The sequence below is a fragment of the Nostoc sp. ChiQUE02 genome (genome assembly GCF_034531305.2).
GTDB lineage: Bacteria > Cyanobacteriota > Cyanobacteriia > Cyanobacteriales > Nostocaceae > Nostoc.
On the sequence record NZ_JAVRBN020000007.1, the window covers coordinates 268330 to 291679 of the forward strand.

Sequence of the window (23350 nt, forward strand, 5' to 3'; positions counted from 1 at the left end):
CAATTATTTATTGTGGGATAGCCTTTCGGCTATCCCACAATCAGATATTTATCCTACAACAGCCGGACTTGCAACCTTCTCGTGTCTTTGGGAAGGCGGACGCATTCCCAAACCAAGTAAATTCAGCATTTCTCGGTCAGTATCGTAATCTGGACAGGGAGTTGTCACCGTCAACATCTTGTTGTCATCGCTGGAAAAGATAGAATTGGCTCCTGCCATAAAGCAGAAAGCTTGTTCAACTTGAGAAAGTCTAGCCCTACCAGCACTAAGACGCACATCGGAAGCTGGCATTAAAATTCTGGCTGTGGCAATCATCCGCACAATATCCCAAATGGGGACATCAGGCTGATTTTCTAAGGGTGTGCCCGGTACTTGTGAGAGAATATTAATTGGCACAGACTCTGGATGCGGATGTAAGTTTGCCAGAGTTTGTAACATCCCAACCCGGTCATCGACAGTTTCACCCAAACCCAGGATACCGCCGGAACAGACAGTAACATTTGTCTGACGGACATTCTCAATTGTGTTCAAGCGATCGCTATATGTTCTCGTGGTAATAATTGTGCTGTAATATTCCTGCGAGGTATCTAAGTTATGGTTGTAGGCGTAAAGTCCCGCTTCTGACAATTTCCTGGCCTGATTTGCCGTCAACATACCCAGAGTGCAGCACACTTCTAAACCCATTGCGGTTACATCCTTGACCATTTCCAGGACTTCCTCAAATTGTGAGTTATCCCGCACTTCCCGCCAAGCAGCACCCATACAGATGCGACTAACACCAGTTTCTTTAGCTTTCTGGGCAATGCTAACTACCGTTTCCTTTTCGAGGAGTGCTTGCGCCTTCACCTCTGTTTTATAGCGGGAAGATTGGGCACAGTAGCTACAATCTTCTGGACAACCTCCCGTTTTAATAGATATAAGCTTACAAACTTGTATTTTTGTTGGGTCATGATATTGGCGATGCACGCTAGCAGCTTGATAAATAAGCTCTAGCAATGGCGTGTTGTATATCGCCCGAATCTCTAATTCCTGCCAATCGTAGCGTATTCCCACCACATCACTATCCTTCTTGTAGACTGGGTTAAATCTTGAGCTGTCTTTTGGTTGAATCTCCTGCGGTACAGCATTTGGGCAAAGCAATTTTATCGAAGTTATGCCGCGCACTGTGCTTTATCACCCATCGGCTCTCAATCCTTCCGCTCTAGATATTAGACATCAGCTTATCAAGATTTTGGTTAAATGGCAGAATCACAGCAAAAATACTCACTCTATCTACTGGAAGTAAAGCGAAAGCATGGCGTTTTTGGCAAAACACCCGTACTTACACACTGATTAACCAAATTGGTACATAATAATACAGCTAATCTCACTACTGTTAAAGCGCAGGTATGAGAGAATTTACAAAATCTAGAGAATGTTCTGGGAAGAGAACCCATCGATTAAGTAGTTTATGATATCAGAACTGCCACTAATTACAAGCGATCGCCTATTATTACGAGCAGCGATCCATGAAGATATACCCCAAATTATCAAATACTTCACTGATAATAAAACTTATCTCACTCCATTTTACCCTCTTTGGGCTGATGGTTTTTTCACTGAAGAATATTGGCAGTATCAGATAGAGAATAGTTTTCTGGAATTTATCAATGGGCAATCGTTAAAACTATTTATTTTTACCAAAAAAAATCCAAATGTAATTATTGGAACAGTCAATTTTAGTAATTTTGTTCGAGGAGCCGCTCATTTTTGCTATGTGGGGTATAGTCTTGCTGAAAGAAAACAAGGTAAAGGCTATATGACAGAAGGGCTAAAAGTCGCGACTCAATATCTATTTCAAGAGTTAAATTTTCACCGGATCATGGCTAATTATATGCCTCACAATCGGCGCAGTGGCAATGTACTCAAAAGACTCGGTTTTGTCGTTGAAGGATATGCTAGAGACTATTTGTTAATTAATGGGCAATGGGAAGATCATATTATGACAAGTCTCATTAATCCTAATTGGCGAGCACCTAAATTTTAAAAATGGCTGACAATAAATTTTAATAATATTTTATTTATCCACTATTTTACTTTTTAACTTTATTAAAAATACTATTACTGAACGCAACTTAGGCATTTTGTGGATGAGAATAAATACTTAAACTTCGCTCAAACTTATTTTTACTTTGTGATGATTGCCTACTCTACAGCTATTGATAACAGTACAATATATGAGTCTAAATAAGCATAATATCTCAGTTGTAAATATTTATATATTCATAGAAAGTTCATAATAAATACACAACAAATCCACAGGCAAATGCAATAGTAATGGTTGTTCGCTATCTGGCTTATGTATCAAGGTTCACTTGAGCCGATGTGTGCAATTTTATTAAATGTTTGAGGAGTTTTTCAAAATGTCCATTAATTCTACAAAGCATTTATCTATCTTTTCTACTATCTTTGCTTTTACTGCCATCTTACACGGAATTGTCTTGGCAGCACCAGGTCCAAATTCCACCACTACACCAGTCTTAAAAACTCAGATTAGTCCTACATCACACCAACCAATCAAACTCACAAAGCAACAGCGCCTACAAATCCAAGTTGCTCGCCAGCAAAGAGATAAGGATATTGAGGCTCTATTAAACCCCTCCCAAGCTGCTAAATTTAAGGCATCACTGCAATCCCGTCAGCGAATCAGAATAGTATTAAAAACTTTGGATCTAAATAAAGATCAACAACAACAAGTTCAATCAATTTTGCAAACTTATAACCTGCAAGTGAAAAAAATTCTATCTTCACAGGTATCACAAGCAACATCAAATCCAACAGCAGTTACTCCACCAACATCGCAACCAATTAAAAAATAAAAAGCTCAGGTTTATTTAATCAAGGTTAAGTTTCTGAAGACTGGCGGATTTGATCCAAACTTCGGTTAAGCCAGTCTTCATACCAATCATAAAAACTCAAAGGCTGCTCCTCATCACTATCTGGATGAAAATCATCAGGGCTGGTGTCATGGAAAGCATGACAAAAACTCAAAGAAGCAGGATATATTCCATTATCATTAGTACGGTCATCTATCCAGATATTTCCTGACTGCTCCCCGGTAATAACTAACATCGCATAAATTCCACAACCATAATTTGTAATGGTGAGAGTGCCCTGGATAAATTTATCGTCGAAGTAGGCATCATTGTTGGCAACAAAACCCGTATTATTCTTGACAATCAAATCTAAATCATTCCATGCTTCTGTCAAAGGAAATGGTTTAGAGAGAATTTCATAGTTCTCTTGGTATAGTTTTTCTGGGATGACATCTTCATTTTCAATTCCCAACAATCCGGATAAGCCGTATCCTGGCCCCGCACCACCATTACCAATTTCTAAGAGAAAGTTTCGATATTCACTTGGTAATGTAACATTGTATCTGGATTCAAACACTTGAATATCTTGGTTACTCAAGCAAGGTTTGAATTGATATTGGTGTGATTCTGAGCCAAAAACCTCAAATGTAGCGTCTAAAATAGCTAATTGAGTTAATTTTTTCTTTAATTGCAAAACTTTATTCATTATCCGCTCTAGATTTTGATGATGGCGCTGCCATATTTTAGATATGGGTCGCTTTTTGCGTCTATGCTGATGCTGAAGCCAGAGGTAGTATTAAGGGAAGAATGAATTAAGCTTTGCTCGTAATGACTCTGGCTGAAACTCCAAACTACAAGAATTCTAGCAATCCTTTTCTCACCCTCAACTACGAAAGCGCCTTAGAATCTCTAGGCGGCGACTACTACGACGAGGTTGCAGCGGCGGAATTTCCCCAACACATCTTGCGTTGGCGTAACGATGAACTATTACCCCGTTTCGGTCTAGACCCCCAAGTAGTCAAAGACGAAGATTTCATCACAGCCTTTGGCCAATTTCAGGGGCGCAAACCCTTGTTGGCACTGCGTTATCACGGCTATCAATTTGGTGAATATAACGGACAGTTGGGTGATGGTAGAGGCTTTCTCTACGGGCAAGTACGCGCCAATGATGGCGAATTGTATGATTTTGGCACTAAAGGTTCTGGAAGGACACCCTACTCCCGTGGTGGCGATGGTATGCTCACGCTTAAAGGTGGGGTGCGGGAAGTTCTGGCTGCGGAAGCACTGCACTACTTGGGTGTACGTACCTCGCGCTGTCTGAGCATGATTGAAACAGGTTTACCCCTCTGGCGGGGCGATGAACCTTCGCCTACCCGTTCATCTGTGATGATTAGAATGAGCAGTTCTCATATTCGGTTTGGCACTTTTGAGCGACTGCACTATTTCCAGCGTCCAGATTTAACTAAGAAGTTATTAGACCACGTAATTGAGCAGTATTATCGACACTTAAATGCTGAAGAAGATAAATATGCCCTGTTTTACGCCGAATTAGTTAAACGGGTTGCAGAACTAGTAGCACAGTGGATGGCGGCTGGCTTTTGTCATGCAGTCCTGAATACTGACAATATGTCGATTACGGGAGAGAGTTTTGATTATGGGCCTTATGCATTTATTCCTACTTATAACCCCTACTTTGTAGCTGCATATTTTGACTATTCTGGACGCTACTGTTACAGCCACCAACCAAGTATTTGCCAGTTGAATCTACAAATGCTCCAGGAACCTTTAAAGGCGATTATTGATAAAGGTGATATGGAGACTGGATTAGCCAAATTTGATGAGTATTATCAAGCTGAATACAGTTCTTTGATGTTGAAAAAGTTGGGTTTTGTGGAGTTGCAACATCCACAAGCTCAAGAACTCTTGAATCTAACGATTGAATTTTTAAAAGAGAGCCAAGTTGGTTATCACCAATTCTTTTATGAGATGGCTCGCACTTTTTCATCTAAATGGCGAGATGAACCAGGTTTTGTAATGAATAATTCAGATATTGTACCAGTACCGGGTGCGTCAGGAATTTTTGATGATTGGTGCATACTATACCATAAAATTTTGAATGATTTTGATAGCGATGTCTACGACGGGCTACACTTACGCATCGACGTAATTGCCCAAACTCTAGCTGTTCATAATCCCAAAACGGCGTTATTAAGACCTGTGATTGAATCTATTTGGGAAGCAATTGCTCAAGAAGACAATTGGCAACCTTTTTATGATTTAGTCCAGCAAATTCAATCTAGAAAATAGTCGAGTTACAACTATTTTCTTCATAGCTACAGACTTATTGAGATTAAATCTCCTGTGCTCGACACGATTAATAATCTAATAAGAGACGTTGTATTGCAACGTCTCTACAAATAATTTTGAAATTAATTATATAGATATAGCAATCCTAATTGAATTACGAAAAAATACGTAGGTTATTTGTTAAATCTAAAAGTAAAATTTTATTCAGCCTTGGCGATTATAAATTACAGCTACACAGACTAAACTCCAAAGTTTTTGTACGGGTTATTTTTAAATCCACTATGTAGACTACCCTACGGAAAGCCTTTAGGCGTCTATGTTTGTGTAGTAGCAAATTCTATTCGCCCAATTGTTTCCAAACTTTTGTAGCATCTAAGAAAATCTTAAAAAATGAATCAGATATACATATCATACGCATGGAAAGATAACAAGAGTGAATTAGGCAGTCAACGCGAAGAATTAGTCGATAAAATTTGTGCAGTACTTATTTCTGAACGTTACAACTTAATTCGCGATCGCAACTACTTAACACTAGGCAAGAGTATACATAACTTCATGCAGGAAATCGGGCGTGGTAACTATGTGATTGTTGTTGTCAGCGACAAATATTTGCGATCGGAATACTGTATGTTTGAAGCTGTTAAAATCATGAAATACAAGGATTATGAGCAAAAAGTTTTTCCAGTTGTTTTACAAGATGCCAATATATATACCAAAGAAGGTAAGAGCGAGTACATAAAATACTGGAAGCAACAGAAAGAAAAACTAAAACAACTAATCGGTTCAGAACTATCTTTTCATGAAGATTCAGCAATGCATGATGTTGCTGAAAAAATTATAGAAATTTCCCAAAAAATTGATGAATTCATGTTTTTGATCTCGGATAAATTAAGCATTGATCCATCTAATAACTTTAATGAATTTATCAATCAGCTTACTGATGCTATTAGAAATGATGCTGTTCAACTCAGAAGCAAAAAGAGCATTTTAGTTGCCGGAACAGGAGACTTTAATATTCCTAATGAAATCAATTGGTGCGCTCAAAAGCTTGGTGAAAAAATAGCAGAATATAACTATAACTTGATAACAGGTGGATGGCAGGGAGTAGATTATGTTGTAGCTGATAAGTTTGCTGAAAAAATCGCGCAAAAAAATATCCGCCTAACCGATAAATTAACCCACGTTGTTCCGCGAGGAAAAGAACCTGCATTTAAGGGTGGAAAAGTCGAACACACCGAATCAGGTATTAATGAATGGCTTGATTGTTTGCAACATTCAGATTTAGTTATTCTTCTGGGAGGTGCTGGCGGAACTTATGAGACTTATCTATATGCTAAACAAGAAAAAATTCCGGTGATTCCTATTGTATGCACTGATGGTGATGCCAAAAAAGTGTTCGACGAAATGCTGGCAAATTGGGATAGTAAATTAATGGGAAATATATCACCAGAAAAATTCAAGTCACTGAATCAATATATCAATGACCCATCAACAGCAGAAGATGTAGTAAATGATGTCATGGATATTGTGAACGAAATTATTTTTGCAAAAATTATGCTAAATCCATAAAGGACATTTTAAGGGTTTGTCAATCGCTAATTTTTCCGTATGACTAAAGTTCGTAGCTAACTAAACTGTTGAGCATAAAACCGCGCATAGCGACGCTCTAAGGCTAATAATTCTTCATGGGTTCCCGATTCGACAATTTGTCCCTGTTCGAGAACTAAAATACGATCGCACCTTCTAACTGTCGATAAACGGTGAGCAATAATAAATACTGTCCGTTTTTCCATCAATCTTTCCAACGCTTCCTGTACCAGCGCTTCTGACTCAGAATCTAATGCTGATGTCGCTTCATCAAGAATCAGAATTTGGGGATTGAGGAGAACAGCACGAGCGATCGCAATTCTTTGTCTTTGTCCACCAGATAAGTTTACCCCACGCTCACCTACCCAAGTCTGATAACCTTCTGGCAGTTGGCTAATAAACTGATGGGCATTAGCAATTTTCGCCGCTTCTTTAACTGCTTTTATGTCAAAAACGTCTTGTCCAAAAGCGATATTTTGGGCAATTGTCCCCGAAAACATGATGGTTTCTTGAGGAACAATCCCAATTTGTCGCCGCAGACTGTGCAGCTTGACATCTCGAATATCAACATTGTCAATGAATATTTGTCCAGTTTCGGGGTCGTAAAAACGGGGGAGAAGGTTCACAAATGTGGTTTTACCAGCACCAGAAGCACCCACAAGTGCGATCGCTTCACCTGGCGATACCAATAAACTGATATCTTTTAATACAGGTTCACCTGGTTTATAGGCAAAAGAAATATGACAATATTCTACTTTGCCCTTGACTGGAGGAAGAGCGATCGCATTAATCTTTTCTGTCACCGTCGGCTGAATTGCCGTCAATTCAAAAACACGGTCAACAGATGCTTCACCCTGCTTAAATTCGTTGTAATTATTAGTAGTGTGACCAATGGGATCAATTAATAGCGCCGCTGCCGCCAAATAACTGAAAAAATTCGCCACTGTTAAGTTATTTTGGGAAATTTGCCACGCTCCCACAATCAGTAACGATAATGCACTTAAGGCTTCCAGAAATCCCACAATGGGAATTTGAATTGCTTTGAGGCGTTCGGCTGAGTATTTTGCTTTCAGACTGCGTTCTGCTTCATAGCCAAACCGGGCGATTTCGTAATTTTCGGCAGCAAAAGCTTGTACCAAACGAATACCGTTGAAAACTTCCGCAAGGATGGCTGATAACCCTGACACGCGATTTTGACTTTTTAAGGAATACTTGCGTAACCGTTCACCAAACCAACCGACTAAAATACCCATCAGTGGTGCAACTATCACCGTTGCTAGTGTCAGTTGCCAATTCAGATAAATCATGTAAATCGGAATTGCCAGCAACTGCAAAATGCAGGGGATAAAGTCATGAAATACTTTATTTACCACTTCACCAACCCGGTCAACATCTTCCGTGAGACGGTAAGATAAATCACCTGCTTTTGCCGTTTCAAAATAGCTAAGATTTAGCTTTTGCAGATGGGCGTAGACTTGCTGACGGAGATGAAAAGCAACTCTCAAAGAAGCTTTCGCCATGTACATATCTTGTATAGACTGAAACAATCCTCTGACAAGAAAGACTAAGGCACAGCTGCCAGTTATTTGAGCGATCGCTACTACATTACCTTCTGCAAAGGGAGTTGCCAATTTACCGGCGAGATTGATCAACACTAATGTCGCCAGTACGTATCCCAAGATCCCAATAAGTCCCTTGGTGATAGTTTGCCACTGGAGTCGGATATAAGGCAGCAGTTGCCAGTAATTAGAACGCGTTTTCAAGCTCGAAGATCCACAACGATATTTTCCTTTGTTTGACGCTAGCAGTTTTTGGTGAGTTTCTGAACACTTAACTAATTAGTTACAAACTGTTTTAGCGTTCATCATAGAGTTTCCCGGTATTCTTCTATCAGTGACTTTAAAGCATCCTAAATTTCTTGTGAAAGAAGACGTAATCCGTATACGTGATGAACTCGTCAGTGAAACTGGCGAGTCGTCAAACATAATTAATGAAGGCTTGCTGGACTCTGCTCTTTACTCGCCTCAAGCAACTTACTGGGGATAGTATTTACATCCCACGATTTATGAACAGGCATCTGCATACCTATTTCACATAGCCTGCAATCATGCTTTTGAGCAAGGTAACAAACGCACTGCTTTTGCTGCTATGGTAACTTTTTTAAATGCTAATGATTACGATATTGAAATAACAGAAGAAGAAGCTGAGAAATTAACGGTACAGGTAGTTACGCATGAAATCAGCAAGGAAGAACTGCCTGGTATATTGAAAAATTACATAACAACCCTTATTTAACGTCCTTGCGATTATCTGCTTTCCTTAAGTCACCGACTCATCCCGTAGTTCATGAATGCACTCCGTGCAGGGAAAGCGTCAGCATTATACACTACTGCGATCGCTGTTTGTAACCTGTATATCTGGTTGGTTTGTCATAGCTGTGATTTCACCCTGGTTTGAGGATGAATACCAGGATCGAATTGAATATCTATCTACCCTGAGCCAATAACGCATTCTCCACAACCTCGCTCATCACCCTTTTGCCCCTCACTTATCCTAAAAATTTAGCCCCCTCCTTGCAAGCAAGGAGGGGGCTGAACTTATCTGAGAAATAATTGGTAATTTCCGGCTTAAATTACCAATTACAAATTACGAATTACTTAATATCCGCCTTCTTCTTCGTATTCTGGCTGTCTTTCTTTGACTTTCTTAGGAATATTCACGGGCTTCGGCGCATCTTCCCAAGCATCGCCGTCTACATCGTCATAATCATCGTATTCATCAACATAAGGCTTGTTATAGGGCTGGGCTTCATACTTTAGCGGTTGCGGTTGTTGATACCTGTCGCTGCCCGTTGCTTCGCTCCAGTTATCTTCTTCCTCATCTTCTTCGTATTGAATAGATTCATACTGCCGCGCCTTCATTACCTGACGCTGTGGCCTTTCTTCTTCCACATAGTCTTCATTCCATTCCTCTTCCCGCGCTACGGGTTCGGGGGCGCGAACTTTTTGCCTGGGTGGCTGCAATGGCACTCCACTAGGCAGTTGACTGGGTGGTGCAATTGTACGTGGTGGAGTATAGCCATATTCTTCTTCTGCATCCCTCTCCCACGGCGCTTTACCGATACCCAAACGCTCTAGTAAACCAACTGTCAACTGGTTTACTCGTTCTTCGGCTCCTTCAAACACAATCAACCGATTGGGGCCAGTGCTGACAATTTCATCTACTGAGAACTCGTAAGTACTCACAAATTGATCGGGAATTTGGGGTAATCCTAAAGAAGCGATAACTATGGAGTTAAGCTTCCCGGTTTCGCCGTTGAACTTGAAGCCCCGAACTTTACCTAGTACTTCACCTGTTTCTGTAATTACTTCCCAGTTAATCAGATTACTGAGAGATTCAACTTCGATATCTTCAATTACATCTTCGTTATCAACTAGGATGACATCACCAATCTGGCTGATGTTGTTGAGGTACATATAGCGCGGTATGCCCGAAATAGAGATCAGGCTGTCTCGCAAACCAAGAGCCACAACCTCTCGTTGATCAATATCAACCCAGACTTGACTGATGATGCCTAGCCGCTTGCCGTTGTCGCGGGTAATCACCTGGGTATTTAATATGTCGGAACGCCTAATTATCTGTTCAGAGGTCATTCTATACCGAGTCCTGATCTCGAATCCGGTTTGGTTTATCTATACACTATTATTAACAAAAACTCAAGCAGATGTATTGGATGATTGTAACTTAATCCCCAAAACTTGAGTGTAAGCTCCTCGTGCTTGAGTAACGCCAATTGTGCGTTCGGCTGATTCTATCATCGGACGACGCAAACTCACAACTATAAATTGCGCTTGTTGTGACTGTTGCTTAATCATTCTAGCTAATCGCTCTACGTTTGCTCCATCTAAGAACATATCTACTTCGTCAAAGGCGTAAAAGGGCGATGGGCGGTAGCGTTGCAGGGCAAAGATAAAGCTCAATGCTGTGAGTGATTTTTCTCCCCCAGACATGGAAGCTAGGCGTTGTACGGGTTTGCCTTTGGGGTGCGCGACTAAATTCAGTCCGCTACTAAAGGGATCTTCAGGATTTTCGAGTTGCAAATAGCCGTCGCCGTCTGAAAGAATGGCAAAAATCGATTGAAAGTTTTCGTTGACAGCATCGAAAGCTTCTTTAAAGGCAAGTTGCCGCAATGTGGTAAAGTTTTCGATCCGCAAAAGTAGTTCGGTGCGTTCCCCTTCTAGCGTCTCTAATTTTTGCGTCAGTTCTTGGAGACGGTTTTGGGTGCGTTCGTATTCTTCCAACGCCAGCATATTAACAGGTTCCATTGCCTGTAAGCGTTTGGTAAGCGATCGCAATTCTTTCTGCAATTCTTCCAGATCTACCTTATCTGGAACTTCCGGCAAGGGATTTGGTAATTCTGCTCCCACATCCCGCAACTGACTTTGCAAAGCGACTAATTCTTCTCGCCGTTTCTCTTGGGTTTCTTTGAGTTTTTCTATTTCCCATTCCAATTGTTGTTGGCGCAAAAGATGCGATCGCACTTCTTGTTCTGTAGCGTCGCGTTTTTGTTTCTCTTCTCCCAAATTTTGCTCCATTTGACTCAACGATAAACGGGTTTGGGTGATTTGGTCGTCTATCGTTGTGATTTGTGTGGAGACGCGATGAATCGCGTCTCTACAAGAGGTTTTTTGGGTTTCGTATTCTGCGATGCGTGTCTCTGCTTCTTGGATTTTCTCTTGCAAACGTTGTTGCTGATTTTCCAAATTTTTTAATCTTTGTTCAGCTTCGCGTAACGCCGCCTCTCGTTGTTGCAATTGTTGCTCTTGGATTTTAATTGTTGCCTGGATTTGTTGCCATTCACTGGGGGTTTGGGATGATTCTAACTCGGCTAAAGCGTGTCGCAATTGTTGCAATTGAGTTTCTTGCCCAGGTAATTCCCGCTCCAAAATTTCCAATCTAGATTGAGCAGTGGCTAACTTTTCGCTGTTTTGGGTGAGTTGCGATCGCGTCCCCTCTAATTGCCCTGTTAAATTCTTAATATCTTTCTGCAACTGTTCCAATTGCAACTGCTGTTCGCGCCGCGCTTGACGCGCTTCGGTTAGTTCCTGGGTGAGTTTTTTGGTTCTGGTTGACAAAGTGGCGATCGCTTCAGTACAACGCTCTAAAACTCGCTCAATGTCCACTAAGCGACTTCTTAAAGCGATCGCTTCATCTGATTCTGCTGCTTCCGCATTGCCAAACCGCAAGGCTGAACGATTGCTGTTACTACCACCAGTCATTGCACCGCTGGTTTCTAACAATTCCCCGTCTAAGGTGACAATGCGATACAGTCCTAAGTTTTTCCGCGCCGCCTCAAGGCTGGCAAATACTACTGTGTTACCGAAAACATAGCTGAATACATCTTTGTAACGGCGATCGCAATCGACTAAGTTAACAGCATAGTTAACGAAGCCGCTAGCGAAACGCAGTGTTGCATCTTGAGTAAATTTGGGAGCATGAATTTTATTTAGCGGTAAAAAAGTAGCCCTCCCTGCACGCTTCTGTTTGAGCAATTCAATACCCGCTGCTGCTACACCATCATCTTCCACCACAATATGTCCCAAGCGTCCACCGGCAGCCATTTCCAAGGCTAGCTGATGGCGAGGTTCCACCTTTCCTAATTGCACAACTAAGCCACAAAGTCCAGGCATTCCCGATTGTAAAATGACTTTACTCGCTTGGGTTCCTTGGACTTCTTGCTGTGCTTGCGCTTGCGCCTCTATTTTATCCAACTGGCGTTGTTTTTCTCGTTGTTCAGAAAGTAACCGTTTTTGGGTTTCCTGTTGGATTTGCAGTTCTTGTTCTGTGGCTGAGAGATTTTGGGCTAAATTCTGGATGGGTTCGCTAGAGGCGTTAAATTCCGTTTCAACTTGATTACAGTCAGTTTGTTTTTGAGCTAATAGCGGTTCGTCGCGTTCAATTAACTGGGTTTGTTCTGAAATTAATTGCTGTAACTGATTATTCCGTTCTGTGAGTTGTGCTTTTTCTGTGCGTTGCGGTTCTAGAGTATGCAACAGAGTTTCAATTTGACGATTGAATGCCGTTTGTTGCTGCACCCATGCTTCCGAAGCTGAGGCGATTTCTGCGGCTGCTTCGCGGGAGGTTTCTAGAGCTTGGTGGGCTTCATTCCTTTGGTGTTGGGAAGACGCGATGAATCGCGTCTCTACAATTTGGGTTTCGGCAATTTCTTCTAGGGAATGTCGGTGTTTTTGAATTTCTTGCTGAGTTTGAGTGAGACGTTTAGCAGTTTCTTGGGAAGCTGTTTCTAATTCCGCGATCTGACGCTGGAGTTGTTTCCGTTCTGCTTCTTGGGTGGCGAGGGTAGATTGCACCGCCAAAAGTTCCTCTTCTCCCAATGCTTTCACATGGGCATTGAGTTGTTCCAGTTCAGCAGTTTTTTGGACGATTTCGGAATTTAGGTTTGTGAGTTGGGTAGTGAGTTCACTAAAATTGCGATCGCCTGTTTGAATTTCGTGAACTAACTTTTCTTGTTGTGCTTGTAGCGATCGCCATGATAAAACAGCTTCCCAGGATTGTTTAGCCAGAAATTCCGTGCGGAGTTTTTGATATTTCTCAGCTTTAGCACGATCTTGGGAAAGGCGATCGCGCTGTGCAGTTAATTCCGTCTCAATAATCCGACAGCTATCTTCCTTTTCCTTCACTTCATCTAAAGTTGATTTGGCTTGGATGATTTTGCGATCGAACGCCGCCACCCCAGCCAATTCATCAATAATTTCCCGCCGTTCCCGCGCATTCATCGAGATAATGCTGGTGACATCCCCTTGCAGCACAACGTTGTAGCCTTCAGGATAAACCCGCAGGTTACTTAGTTGCCCATGCAATTCTGTCAACGTGCAAGCTTCACCATTGATATAGTAATTCGATGTGTAAGTCCCTTGGTGAGTGACTCGCAGCCTTCTAGTAACGCTCCACTCTCCCGATTTTGGATTTTGGATTTTGGATTTTGGATTTTCTTCCCCTGCTTCCCCTGCCTCCTCTGCTTCCCCTGCTTCCTCACTCTGCGCCTTTGCGTCTTTGTGTGAGATTTCATCTGACAAATCAAACGTCACCGTGACGCTAGCCTCAATAGAAGCACGTCCTTTAGCCGTTTGAGTATTATTTACCAAATCTGGCAAGCGATCGGCTCGCATTCCCTTAGAACTGGAGAGTCCCAGGCAAAATAGCAGCGCATCTAGAATATTCGATTTACCCGAACCATTTGGCCCAGATATGACAGTACACCCCGGTAGCAAAGGGACTGAGGTAGTGCCACCGAAGGATTTGAAGTTCGTAAGTTCCACGCGCTTGATGTGCACCATAGGCGCTGGTTCGCTGGGCTAATGAAGAACAAGTGTATCAACTAATTAAAAATCCGCAAGAGGGTAGGGGTAAAATTAGGGATTATCGTAGGTGCGTAGCGGCTTATCGCACGCGATCGCTCTAGGCACAGCGAAGAGTCTGAATAGTTGGTTTGGCAGCATCAGAGTTTTCCCAAGATAAGGAGAGTTTAGGCACCAAGGGGAATCAGTTGGTATAGTTTGAATCATCTGTGAGCCATCTGATTTTAGTTATAAAAATGCTCAACAATCCTCTTATCACGCTGCTGTTGACGGGTTTATTAGCAGCAGTTGCGGGTTACTTAATTAACCAGTGGCCAGCAATTCGAGATTTCCCCGGTAGAAATACTTTAATTTTCAAGCTGACGATTGAGGTTGTAGTCTTGACTGGGATTATCGGCGGGTGGAAAGACGTTGGCGATAAAAGTGATGTATTGAGGGTTTTGTTTCTGACTATTGGCAGTGTGGCTTTAATGTTTTTGGCTTGGCATACACTCCAGCTATTTGTGATGTTGTGGCAGACACGGGGGGAAAGTGGCGGGACTGTTAATGGTACAACAGGACTGAAAACGCCAGATCATTGGCGGCGGGAGTTGCTCAAGGCAATGAAAATTTATGTGGTAGCAAGGCTGCGTGACTCACTGCACAATGAGGAAATAATTCGGTTGCAGATGGAAAATCGGCAAGATATGGTAGGGCGATCGGCGCAATCGTTGACAATCAAAAGTAATCCATCATCGCCGTGGATGTGGGTAAGACAGCAGCTAAGGCTCATAATCTTTAGCAAGTCAGACACTGAGTTAGAACAAGGCAAACGAATCATTGAAATTTTCGAGCAGACAGATATTGCAGGGAGATTGCTAATTTTGGGCGATCCTGGTTCAGGGAAAACTAGGATGTTGCTGGAATTGGCTAGAGATTTAATTGAACGTGCCGTGCAGCAACCAGATTGCCCCATTCCAGTGTTATTTGAGCTTTCTAGCTGGAAAGATGATAAACAAGCGCTCGGCGGCTGGTTGATATCAGATTTGAAATTTCGCTATAACGTCCCGGAAGCAATTTCTCGTCACTGGTTGGACACAGATAAACTTTTACCGCTGCTGGATGGTTTGGATGAATTGGGATTACCCCGTCAAAAAAAGTGTATTGAGCGGATAAATGACTTTCTGCAAAACAACTCTAGTCTATTGCCGTTAGTTGTCTGCTGCCGTCAAGAAGAGTATATCAAGGGTGAGGCAATTTTGGGGCAGTTGCGGGGAGCAGTCTATTTGCAACCACTGACACCAATCCATATCCAAAATTATCTGCGACGGGTTGGGTATTCCCATTTATGGCAACCCATTAAAGACGACCCTGAAGATTTAGGTGTGTTGGCAAAGATACCGCTATTTTTGCATCTTATTCCGGTTGCTTATCCAGAAGGTTTGGTGAAAAAAGGTAAACACTTTAATTCTGCTGATGAACGCCAAGCATATCAAAAACAATGCCGTAAGGAGTTGTTTGATGCTTATATTAAACACCGATTGGAAGAATCTCATGACAGCAAAGGTTATAAACATGAAGATATTAAAACTTGGTTAAAATGGCTAGCTAAAACATTGAATAAGCAGAAACAAAAAGAGTTTTTTATTGAAAAAATACAGCCAGACTATTTAGACTCATTTAGTCAAGAAATCTGGTATTTTATCCTAGTTCAAATTATTATATCTCTAATTTGTGGTTTAATGGTTTTGCTAATTGATGGAAGAATTTATGGGCTATTTGTCGGTGCGATGTTTGGGCTACTTTTTGCACCTATTTTTAGTTCAGTAGAAAATGATATAGCACCGATTGAAACTCTTAGTTGGTCTTGGGGAAATACACGTTTTGGTATATTTTTAGGTTCGATAGTTTGGCTGACTACCTGGCTGTTTATTGGATTAATTTATGGGCTGCTTATTGGACTATTTGTTGGACTATTTGTTGGCTTGCTTGTCGGGTTAATTTTTGGGCTAGTTTTTGGGCTGATAGGCGATGAACTAAAAATTATTGATTACCCCAATAAAGCTATTTATTCATCTGCAAAACATGCTATTTTTTTCATGGTGCTACTTTTACCTTTTGGGATGTTAATATATGCAATGCGTAGTCTGTTATTGGGTCTGAAGATTGAGTCATTCGAGGCACTATTATATGGAATTTTTATAGCAATAATTTTCGGTATCTTTTTTGGCGGAATTGCCTGTATTCAACATTTTGCTATGCGTCTAATTCTGTGGCACAATCGGTCAATTCCTTGGAATTATGCCCATTTTTTAAGCTACGCTGCTGAACGGCGATTGATTCAACAAGTTGGCGGACGCTATCAGTTCATCCACGATTTATTACAAGAGCATTTTGCAAGTATGTAGTTCGAAGTTCATCTCTCATAGCTGAAGTCCAATCAAGTAGGCTGGAACCATTTTTCAGTCAACTATTTGCCATAGGTTTATAAAGTCAATAGAGTGGTATGAACATTCCTTAACTCTATTTGCTCAAATAAAAAACAGGACTTACGTATATGTAAATCCTGTTTAGCTTTCATGCCAATGTTAACTGAAACTCGGCTATTGCCCTATGGCTTTTTCACAGCTTCAACTTTTGCTTCTACCTTCACTGTCTTCACACCTTGAACTTCCTTCGCCAAGGTTTCAGCTTTTTTGAGTTCTTCAACAGAAGCCGCTGTGCCTTTGAGGATAATTTCACCTTCTTTGTTTTCAACTTGTAACTTATTGCCTGGTAAGCCTTTATTCAACTTTTCGCTAACTTCAGTTTTTAAGTTGCTCTTAGCTTTTGTTGCTGCCGTTTTTTCAGAATCGGTTTTAACTTTAGTGCCTGTGCTAGCTGCTAAAGGAGCCGTTTCTTTTGCTGGAATTTTGGCAGTAGTTCTATCCGCAGTTTGATTTATCTGAGAGGCTGGTGTTGCTGGTGCTTGAGCGGCTTGATTAGTAGTACTAGGAGTTTCTGAACCAGTTTTAGGAGCTTCTTGGCAGCCAAAAGTACCAACTACCAAAATGCCACTAACTAGCAATAGAATTAGCTTTTTCATTATCTATCTCCGAATTGAATACTGGAAGCGATTAATTAAGGTGTGTGTGATTGTGAGGAGCAGATGTTAAAAAGCAATTAAATTTGAAGTAGCAAAAGTTCCCAAGCAAATACTCAGGTTACTGAAAATTGAAACTTGGACGATTTCTGGAGGCTAAGATTTTGCAGCCATTTCTGACAAACGCCAATTCAATTTTCTTTACGGTTGCTAACCACGATGCCTCTGCATACAGTCTGTAGCTCTCTAGAAATTGTAGATGCTGAGTAGCTCTTTCAATGGTAGACTATGCAGCCTTACTAGTAGTGAATCGATATTATCAGATTTAAGTCAGTTTGGCGATGTCTAAGCCTATGCAACTCAAAACTTCAGCGTTTTTGCAATCCTGTGCCAGCAAAATTACCAACAAAATGTTACTTTAGAAAACTATGGCTTGCTTACAATGCCCTAAATATCAGGAAATATTAGCCAATGCCGTACCTTACTTCCGCCCGCGAAATTAGTGCCATTGTCGCTGAATATACCAATGCTAAAACGCTGTGGATAGATACAGAAGTGGCTGACTATAAAAGTCGTAATCCCCGACTATCGCTGATTCAGGTATTAGATAATCCCAAAGACATGAGTGGCGATCGCGTCTATCTTTTAGATGTCTTAGATCAGCCTAATATTATAGCTGAATTTATTGAAGAAATTATGATAAATTCTGCCATTGAAAAAGTTTTTCACAACGCCAGTTACGATCTAAAGCTTCTCGGTAATAAGAAAGCCAAAAATATTACTTGCACCTTGGAAATGGCAAAAAAAATTCCCTACTATCTTTTGCCATTACCTAACTATCAACTTAAAACCATAGCTACTGCACTTTGTAGCTTTAACAATATTGACAAACAAGAACAAGAAAGCGATTGGGGAAAACGCCCCTTGACTGAAGAACAGATAGAGTATGCTTACCTAGACTGTATTTATCTTGCTCAAATCCACTCAAATTTGTTAGGTTTACAAGCCCAAGCCAGCCCCGACTCGGCAACGGAAGACTTAATATCACTAAGTACCAGATACTCGCAACTTGAGCAGCAATGGAAGTTGTTGAATTCAGAATTTGAGCATTTGCAAGAACGCATGAAAAAAGCTATGCAAGCTCAAAATATATCTGAAACTTATAATTACAAGCTGACTAGTTATGAGCGTACTACAATCAAAGCTACTTTTACAGAATTGGCAAGGCTAGCACAAAGTGAAGGTATTAATTTAGATTTTCCGATCGCACTAACTCAGAAACTCCAAAAAGATTTAGGGCAAAATCTGGAACAACTGTCTGTAGATATTGACAAAACCACCTCTTGGCGGCTAACTCCCAAAAATAAAGAGAGCGAAAGAGAAGATGAGTAAATTGTCCATATAGCTACAAATGCCAGAATGAATGTATGGATTTCTTCTAAAGAAGAAATCTTAATATTTCAAATATATTTTTTCAAAAAGTATCCTAAAAAACATGACCAACAGTAGTTTACTACTCATAAATTCATTGTCGAGAAGCACACAGATGACAATAGCAAAGAGCCAAATTGACAATTTTTATACTTTCTGGATCAGATTTTTTCCTTAAGATAACTATTAAATAAATTTATTTAATATCAGGTAAATTTGTCAATTAACTTTAAATGTTTATCAAAAGATAGAATAACTATTGAGTTAAAGAATTAAAATCTAGATTTTGATACTAATTTCGTTCAGGCGTTATGGCAGTTTATACTAACTTATGAGACGGCGTTTATTTGGGCAAAAGCGAACAAGGGTAAATCAAATATTTACCCTAGCTATTTTTACTACATTGACCGCAATTAGCAGTGTTTCTTGTAGTAAGAATGACAATGTGTTGGTGACAGAAATAGGAGTCAGTCAACCTAGCCGTCGTTCAGCTACAGCTTCCATTGGTGGGGAATTCTATCTTCAGGGAAAGAATCAGCATTTAAACGGCGATTTACAAGCTGCGATCGCTTCCTATAGTAAGGCAATTAGTCAAAATTCTCAATATGGCGCTGCCTACAACGGCCGGGGACTAGCCTATTTTGATTTGGGAGACAAGGAAAAAGCGATCGCAGATTACAATCAAGCCCTTCGCATCAACCCTAACGACGCCGAAGCCTACAATAACCTGGGGAATGCCCGCGCCTCACTAGGAAACAATAGAGAAGCAGTTAAAGATTACAGTGAAGCGATTCGCCTAAATCCCAACTATGCCGAAGCCTACAATAACCGAGGAAACGCCCGCGCCACCAATGGAGACAAAAAAGGGGCACTAGATGATCTTGACCAAGCGATTCTCCTCAACCCCAAATATGCGATCGCTTACAATAACCGAGGAAATGCTCGTGCTGCCAATGGAGATCCACAGGGTGCGATCGCAGATTACAATCAAGCCATTCGCCTCAATCGTAACTTTGCTCCTGCCTACAATAACCGGGGAAATGCCCGCGCCACCAATGGAGACAAAGAGGGAGCGCTTAAGGACTTGGAACAAGCAGCAAACATTTTTCAAAGTCAGGGTAACAACGATTTATACCAACAAGTGACAAATAATATCAAAGAACTTGGACAGTAGGCAAAACCCACTTCTGTGGGTTAAAAAACCTGAATTTTCTCTTAGCCCACGGAGGTGGGCTTTGTTTGTGTAGCCGCGAATTCCATTCGCTGGGGCTTAAGTTTACGCTTGTTTGTGCGTTGACAAAATCACAGCCCAGAACCAATGTGGATGCGATCCTCAACTTCCGCAAATTTGTCCTGTGCCTGCTGTTCAGTACTCAATAGTGAAACGACAATCGCCACAATAAACGCAAGTGGGATACTGATTAATCCAGGATTTTTCAGCGGAAACGGTGCAGAAGCGTGCTTGAGAATCGTTACTTGAATAGTAGGTGACAAATAAATCAGCACTAAAGAGGAGATAGTACCGACTAACATACTTGCAACTGCACCGTTGGTGGTGAAGCGTCGCCAAAGCATTGATAAGAGCAACGCTGGGAAGTTTGCACTAGCAGCGATCGCAAATGCTAAACCTACCATATAAGCAACGTTTTGCCCTTTAAACAAGATGCCCAGGAATATTGCCACTAACCCCAAAAGCATTGTTGCACCGCGAGCCACCTTCAGCTGTTCTGACTCGTCAGCATGACCCGATCGCACCACGTTCACCCACAAATCGTGGGACAATGCAGCTGCACCTGAGAGTGTCAACCCAGCGACAACCGCCAAAATCGTCGCAAAAGAAACGGCAGCAATAAAACCTAAGAAAGCATCACCACCGAGAAATTCTGCCAACATCGGCGCAGCCATATTACCACCAGTACCAATTTGCTTGATGGCATCTTGACCTACTAGCACCATCGCTCCAAAGCCCAGGATGAAGGTAAGGAGATAAAAAACGCCAATAATAGCTGTGGCATAAGTAACAGAAAGCCGCGCTGCTTTGGCGTCGGGTACTGTGTAGAAACGCATCAGGATGTGGGGTAGTCCAGCAGTGCCAAACATCAACGACATCCCCAAAGAGATAGCATCCAAGGGATCAGAAACCAGTTTGCCCGGAGCTAATACACCTGTATACTTCTCAGATGCAGCGGCGAAAAGAGCGATCGGGTTAAAGCCAAATCGTGCCAGTACCAAGATAGCTAGCAAAATCGTTCCGCCGAGCAACAGAACTGCTTTGATAATTTGTACCCAAGTGGTGGCAATCATCCCGCCAAAAATCACATAAGCCATCATCACGCAACCGACGATAACCACAGCTAATTCATAATCAAAGCCAAACAATAGTTTGATTAGCTCACCAGCACCTACCATCTGGGCAATTAAGTAAAAGCTAATCACTACGAGCGTTCCAATCGCAGAGGCGATACGTACAGGTTTTTGCTGCAAGCGATAAGCCACTACATCGGCAAAAGTATATTTACCTAAGTTACGTAGTGGTTCAGCAATTAGAAACATGACAATCGGCCAGCCCACCAGGAAGCCGATGGAATAAATTAAGCCATCAAAGCCGTTGAGTGCCACCAGCCCAGCGATACCTAAAAAGCTGGCTGCACTCATAAAGTCTCCTGCTAGGGCCAGCCCGTTTTGGAAACCGCTGATCTTACCGCCAGCTGTATAGAACTGTGCCGTATTTTTGGTGAGCTTTGCCGCCCAATAGGTAATGCCTAGAGAACTTATAACAAACAGAAAGAAGAAAGCGATCGCCAACGGGTTAAACTTACCAAGACTAGTAATATCTGCCGCTAGTGGCAGACCGAACCACACACTATTCATGCTTTTTTGGTTTAGTATTTTGGATTTTGGACTAGAAATTGCTAATAGCTAATTTACTTGCGTGTCAGCCTGGCGATTTGGTCGTCGTAACTGCTATTTGCCCAACGCACGTAGATAAAAATTAATACCCATGCTGAGACAATTACCAGCGCCCCTAGTAAAATTCCCAGACTGAGACCAGGAACTACTAATGACCCCAACAGGGGCTTATTGAACGCGATTAATAGGATAAAGCCAAAGTAAATAAACATCATGGCTCCACTGAGAATCAGGGATACCCGCCAACGTTCAGCGGCGAGAGCCTGGAGAGCCTTTGTGCGATCGTTCATGTCTTCCTTTAGGTTGAGAAGATTAGGTCAGATTGTCTCATTGAAGCTGATTTCTGCGTAATTTTCTTAAAAAATATTAGTAAATCTATTGCTATATCAGGTAATAAAATTAACTTTGCAAAGCGATATACCAAAATAACAAGACGATAGCAACTCTGTTTTGAGTCAGAGAAACTATAGATGCAGTTAGATCCAAATCAGGCTGATCTATTCAGTGATTTGTAATTTCGCTAAAACTAAAGTAGTTTTTTATACTCATCCCTTCAGGTGCTAGCTCAGGAATTAAATTTTTATATACTAAAAAATAAAATAAATGCGTAGTTGCTACCAGGCTTTAAAATCCTTCAAGTGTTATGAAATGTTTTTTTAACTTATCAAATCAACTGATATTCATAAAAGTAGTAAATTTTGATTTATAAAATATACCAAAAATCACCCTAGCAAATTAAGTAGATATTTTAATAACATTTATATAAAGAGCTTGTTATTACACAGATGGAGCACTACCAAAATTTAGTAAAGTATGTTTATCCAAACACTAATCACAGAGCCGATTTATTTTTTCAGAATCATTGTAATTGTCATATTCTCCATCACCTTGCATGAACTCGCTCACGGCTTGGCTGCGATGAGTCAGGGAGATAACACTCCACAACAAACTGGTCATCTGACGCTAAATCCTGTAGTTCACATGGGTAAGGAATCAATCATCTTTCTCTGTCTTATGGGTATAGCTTGGGGACAAATGCCCGTCAACCCATCTAAGTTTCGCTCTGGCAAGCTAGGCAATATTTTGGTATCCGCAGCTGGGCCATTATCAAATCTGGCTTTAGGCATTCTATTTATTATGATGCTGAAATTTATCTCTAATCCAAGTCTTTCAGGACTTTTGAGTGGAGAATTTCTTTACATAGCGGCTCGGATCAATTTAACCTTATTTCTGTTTAATCTGCTGCCAATTCCACCACTAGATGGTTTTCGTATTTTTAGTGAAATTTTTCCTCAGCTAAAGCCACTACAATATAGCCAATTCGGAATTTTTGCAATGATGCTTCTATTTATAATTCCAGAATTTGGGATGGGACTTAGTGCTATTACTAATTTAGTTATCGAGTCGGCACTTGGGGGCGAATCACCAGTTTCTTAAGCAAAAATAGATTATTTATATAGTAATCGTATTTAATTTGTGAGAATTGAAAGCCACAAATCCCCGACTTTTTTGAGAAGTCGGGGATCTTTTTGTTTACAAATGATTTAGGATAGCTACATTTTTGCTGTAGTATTCAGTTTTGGTATAGATACTGATAATACTATCACCAACTGCAAACAAAGTACCTTGTTGCTCATCTTTAGAGAATTGCAAATTTGGATATTTAGCAGCAGCTTCTTCAGCAGTCATGGGTTTTGCTTCCATATTATCTGGCAATACTCCAGTACAACCAATGTAAAATACTAGGGCGTGTCACCAATTAGGTAAACTGGAATGATAACTGCTGAAGAAAAATAGGCAACAGGGAAACGATGACAGGC

General features: G+C 41.1%; 19 protein-coding genes. 10 read left to right on the forward strand and 9 right to left on the reverse strand.

From position 1 onward, the window contains the following. Positions 1-48: 48 nt before the first annotated feature. Positions 49-1056, reverse strand: a complete 1008-nt coding sequence (gene bioB / locus RM347_RS10440) for a biotin synthase BioB (protein WP_322716357.1) — start codon at positions 1054-1056, stop codon at positions 49-51. Positions 1057-1450: 394 nt separating this feature from the next. Between bioB and RM347_RS10445 the strand changes: the two genes are divergently transcribed. Both RM347_RS10445 and RM347_RS10450 read left to right on the forward strand, forming a co-directional pair. Beyond that, positions 1451-2026, forward strand: coding sequence for a GNAT family N-acetyltransferase (locus RM347_RS10445; RefSeq protein WP_322716358.1), 576 nt, complete (start codon positions 1451-1453; stop codon positions 2024-2026). A gap of 376 nt (positions 2027-2402) precedes the next feature. Next, positions 2403-2858: a hypothetical protein gene (locus tag RM347_RS10450; protein WP_322716359.1), complete on the forward strand. Its 456-nt coding sequence runs from the start codon at positions 2403-2405 to the stop codon at positions 2856-2858. A 25-nt stretch (positions 2859-2883) separates the two neighbouring features. Here RM347_RS10450 and RM347_RS10455 read toward each other — a convergent pair whose 3' ends face one another. Next, on the reverse strand, positions 2884-3561 hold the full coding sequence (locus tag RM347_RS10455) for an SMI1/KNR4 family protein (protein WP_322716360.1): 678 nt from the start codon (positions 3559-3561) through the stop codon (positions 2884-2886). A 122-nt stretch (positions 3562-3683) separates the two neighbouring features. Between RM347_RS10455 and RM347_RS10460 the strand changes: the two genes are divergently transcribed. Then, positions 3684-5162 (forward strand): protein adenylyltransferase SelO, encoded by a 1479-nt coding sequence (locus tag RM347_RS10460; protein WP_322716361.1) that lies wholly within the window; start codon positions 3684-3686, stop codon positions 5160-5162. 390 nt (positions 5163-5552) lie between these two features. Then, positions 5553-6731 carry a toll/interleukin-1 receptor domain-containing protein gene (locus RM347_RS10465; RefSeq protein ID WP_322716362.1) on the forward strand — a complete coding sequence of 393 codons (1179 nt, stop codon included), beginning with the start codon at positions 5553-5555 and terminating at the stop codon, positions 6729-6731. A gap of 56 nt (positions 6732-6787) precedes the next feature. Here RM347_RS10465 and RM347_RS10470 read toward each other — a convergent pair whose 3' ends face one another. Further along, a complete protein-coding gene (locus tag RM347_RS10470) occupies positions 6788-8512 on the reverse strand; it encodes an ABC transporter ATP-binding protein (RefSeq protein WP_322716363.1) in 1725 nt (574 codons plus the stop codon). A 298-nt stretch (positions 8513-8810) separates the two neighbouring features. Here RM347_RS10470 and RM347_RS10475 point away from each other — a divergent pair, with 298 nt between their 5' ends. Both RM347_RS10475 and RM347_RS10480 read left to right on the forward strand, forming a co-directional pair. Further along, on the forward strand, positions 8811-9044 hold the full coding sequence (locus RM347_RS10475; RefSeq protein WP_322716378.1) for a type II toxin-antitoxin system death-on-curing family toxin: 234 nt from the start codon (positions 8811-8813) through the stop codon (positions 9042-9044). Between the two features lie 55 nt (positions 9045-9099). Continuing rightward, positions 9100-9255, forward strand: coding sequence for a hypothetical protein (locus tag RM347_RS10480; protein WP_322716365.1), 156 nt, complete (start codon positions 9100-9102; stop codon positions 9253-9255). Positions 9256-9406: 151 nt separating this feature from the next. On the opposite strand, the gene RM347_RS10485 is transcribed toward RM347_RS10480, so the two are convergent. Both RM347_RS10485 and smc read right to left on the reverse strand, forming a co-directional pair. Next, the gene (locus RM347_RS10485; RefSeq protein ID WP_322716366.1) at positions 9407-10402 is read right to left on the reverse strand and encodes a PRC-barrel domain-containing protein; all 996 of its coding nucleotides are present in this window, start codon (positions 10400-10402) and stop codon (positions 9407-9409) included. Positions 10403-10465: 63 nt separating this feature from the next. Further along, entirely contained in the window at positions 10466-14107 is a 3642-nt protein-coding gene (gene smc, locus RM347_RS10490; RefSeq protein ID WP_322716367.1) for a chromosome segregation protein SMC, read from the reverse strand. A gap of 230 nt (positions 14108-14337) precedes the next feature. Here smc and RM347_RS10495 point away from each other — a divergent pair, with 230 nt between their 5' ends. Next, positions 14338-16515 (forward strand): NACHT domain-containing protein, encoded by a 2178-nt coding sequence (locus tag RM347_RS10495; RefSeq protein WP_428850541.1) that lies wholly within the window; start codon positions 14338-14340, stop codon positions 16513-16515. Positions 16516-16718: 203 nt separating this feature from the next. Here RM347_RS10495 and RM347_RS10500 read toward each other — a convergent pair whose 3' ends face one another. After that, positions 16719-17192 (reverse strand): BON domain-containing protein, encoded by a 474-nt coding sequence (locus RM347_RS10500; RefSeq protein ID WP_322716370.1) that lies wholly within the window; start codon positions 17190-17192, stop codon positions 16719-16721. Between the two features lie 468 nt (positions 17193-17660). Between RM347_RS10500 and RM347_RS10505 the strand changes: the two genes are divergently transcribed. Both RM347_RS10505 and RM347_RS10510 read left to right on the forward strand, forming a co-directional pair. Further along, positions 17661-18581: a ribonuclease D gene (locus RM347_RS10505; RefSeq protein ID WP_322716371.1), complete on the forward strand. Its 921-nt coding sequence runs from the start codon at positions 17661-17663 to the stop codon at positions 18579-18581. 370 nt (positions 18582-18951) lie between these two features. Next, positions 18952-19794 (forward strand): tetratricopeptide repeat protein, encoded by an 843-nt coding sequence (locus RM347_RS10510; protein ID WP_322716372.1) that lies wholly within the window; start codon positions 18952-18954, stop codon positions 19792-19794. A 128-nt stretch (positions 19795-19922) separates the two neighbouring features. On the opposite strand, the gene RM347_RS10515 is transcribed toward RM347_RS10510, so the two are convergent. Beyond that, on the reverse strand, positions 19923-21491 hold the full coding sequence (locus tag RM347_RS10515; RefSeq protein ID WP_322716373.1) for a sodium:solute symporter family transporter: 1569 nt from the start codon (positions 21489-21491) through the stop codon (positions 19923-19925). Between the two features lie 53 nt (positions 21492-21544). Continuing rightward, positions 21545-21820, reverse strand: a complete 276-nt coding sequence (locus tag RM347_RS10520; RefSeq protein ID WP_096536625.1) for a DUF485 domain-containing protein — start codon at positions 21818-21820, stop codon at positions 21545-21547. A 523-nt stretch (positions 21821-22343) separates the two neighbouring features. Here RM347_RS10520 and RM347_RS10525 point away from each other — a divergent pair. After that, complete coding sequence (locus RM347_RS10525) at positions 22344-22967, forward strand: site-2 protease family protein (RefSeq protein ID WP_322716374.1); 624 nt, start codon at positions 22344-22346, stop codon at positions 22965-22967. A gap of 96 nt (positions 22968-23063) precedes the next feature. Here RM347_RS10525 and RM347_RS10530 read toward each other — a convergent pair whose 3' ends face one another. Next, positions 23064-23219: a hypothetical protein gene (locus RM347_RS10530; protein ID WP_322716375.1), complete on the reverse strand. Its 156-nt coding sequence runs from the start codon at positions 23217-23219 to the stop codon at positions 23064-23066. Between the last annotated feature and the right edge of the window lie 131 nt (positions 23220-23350).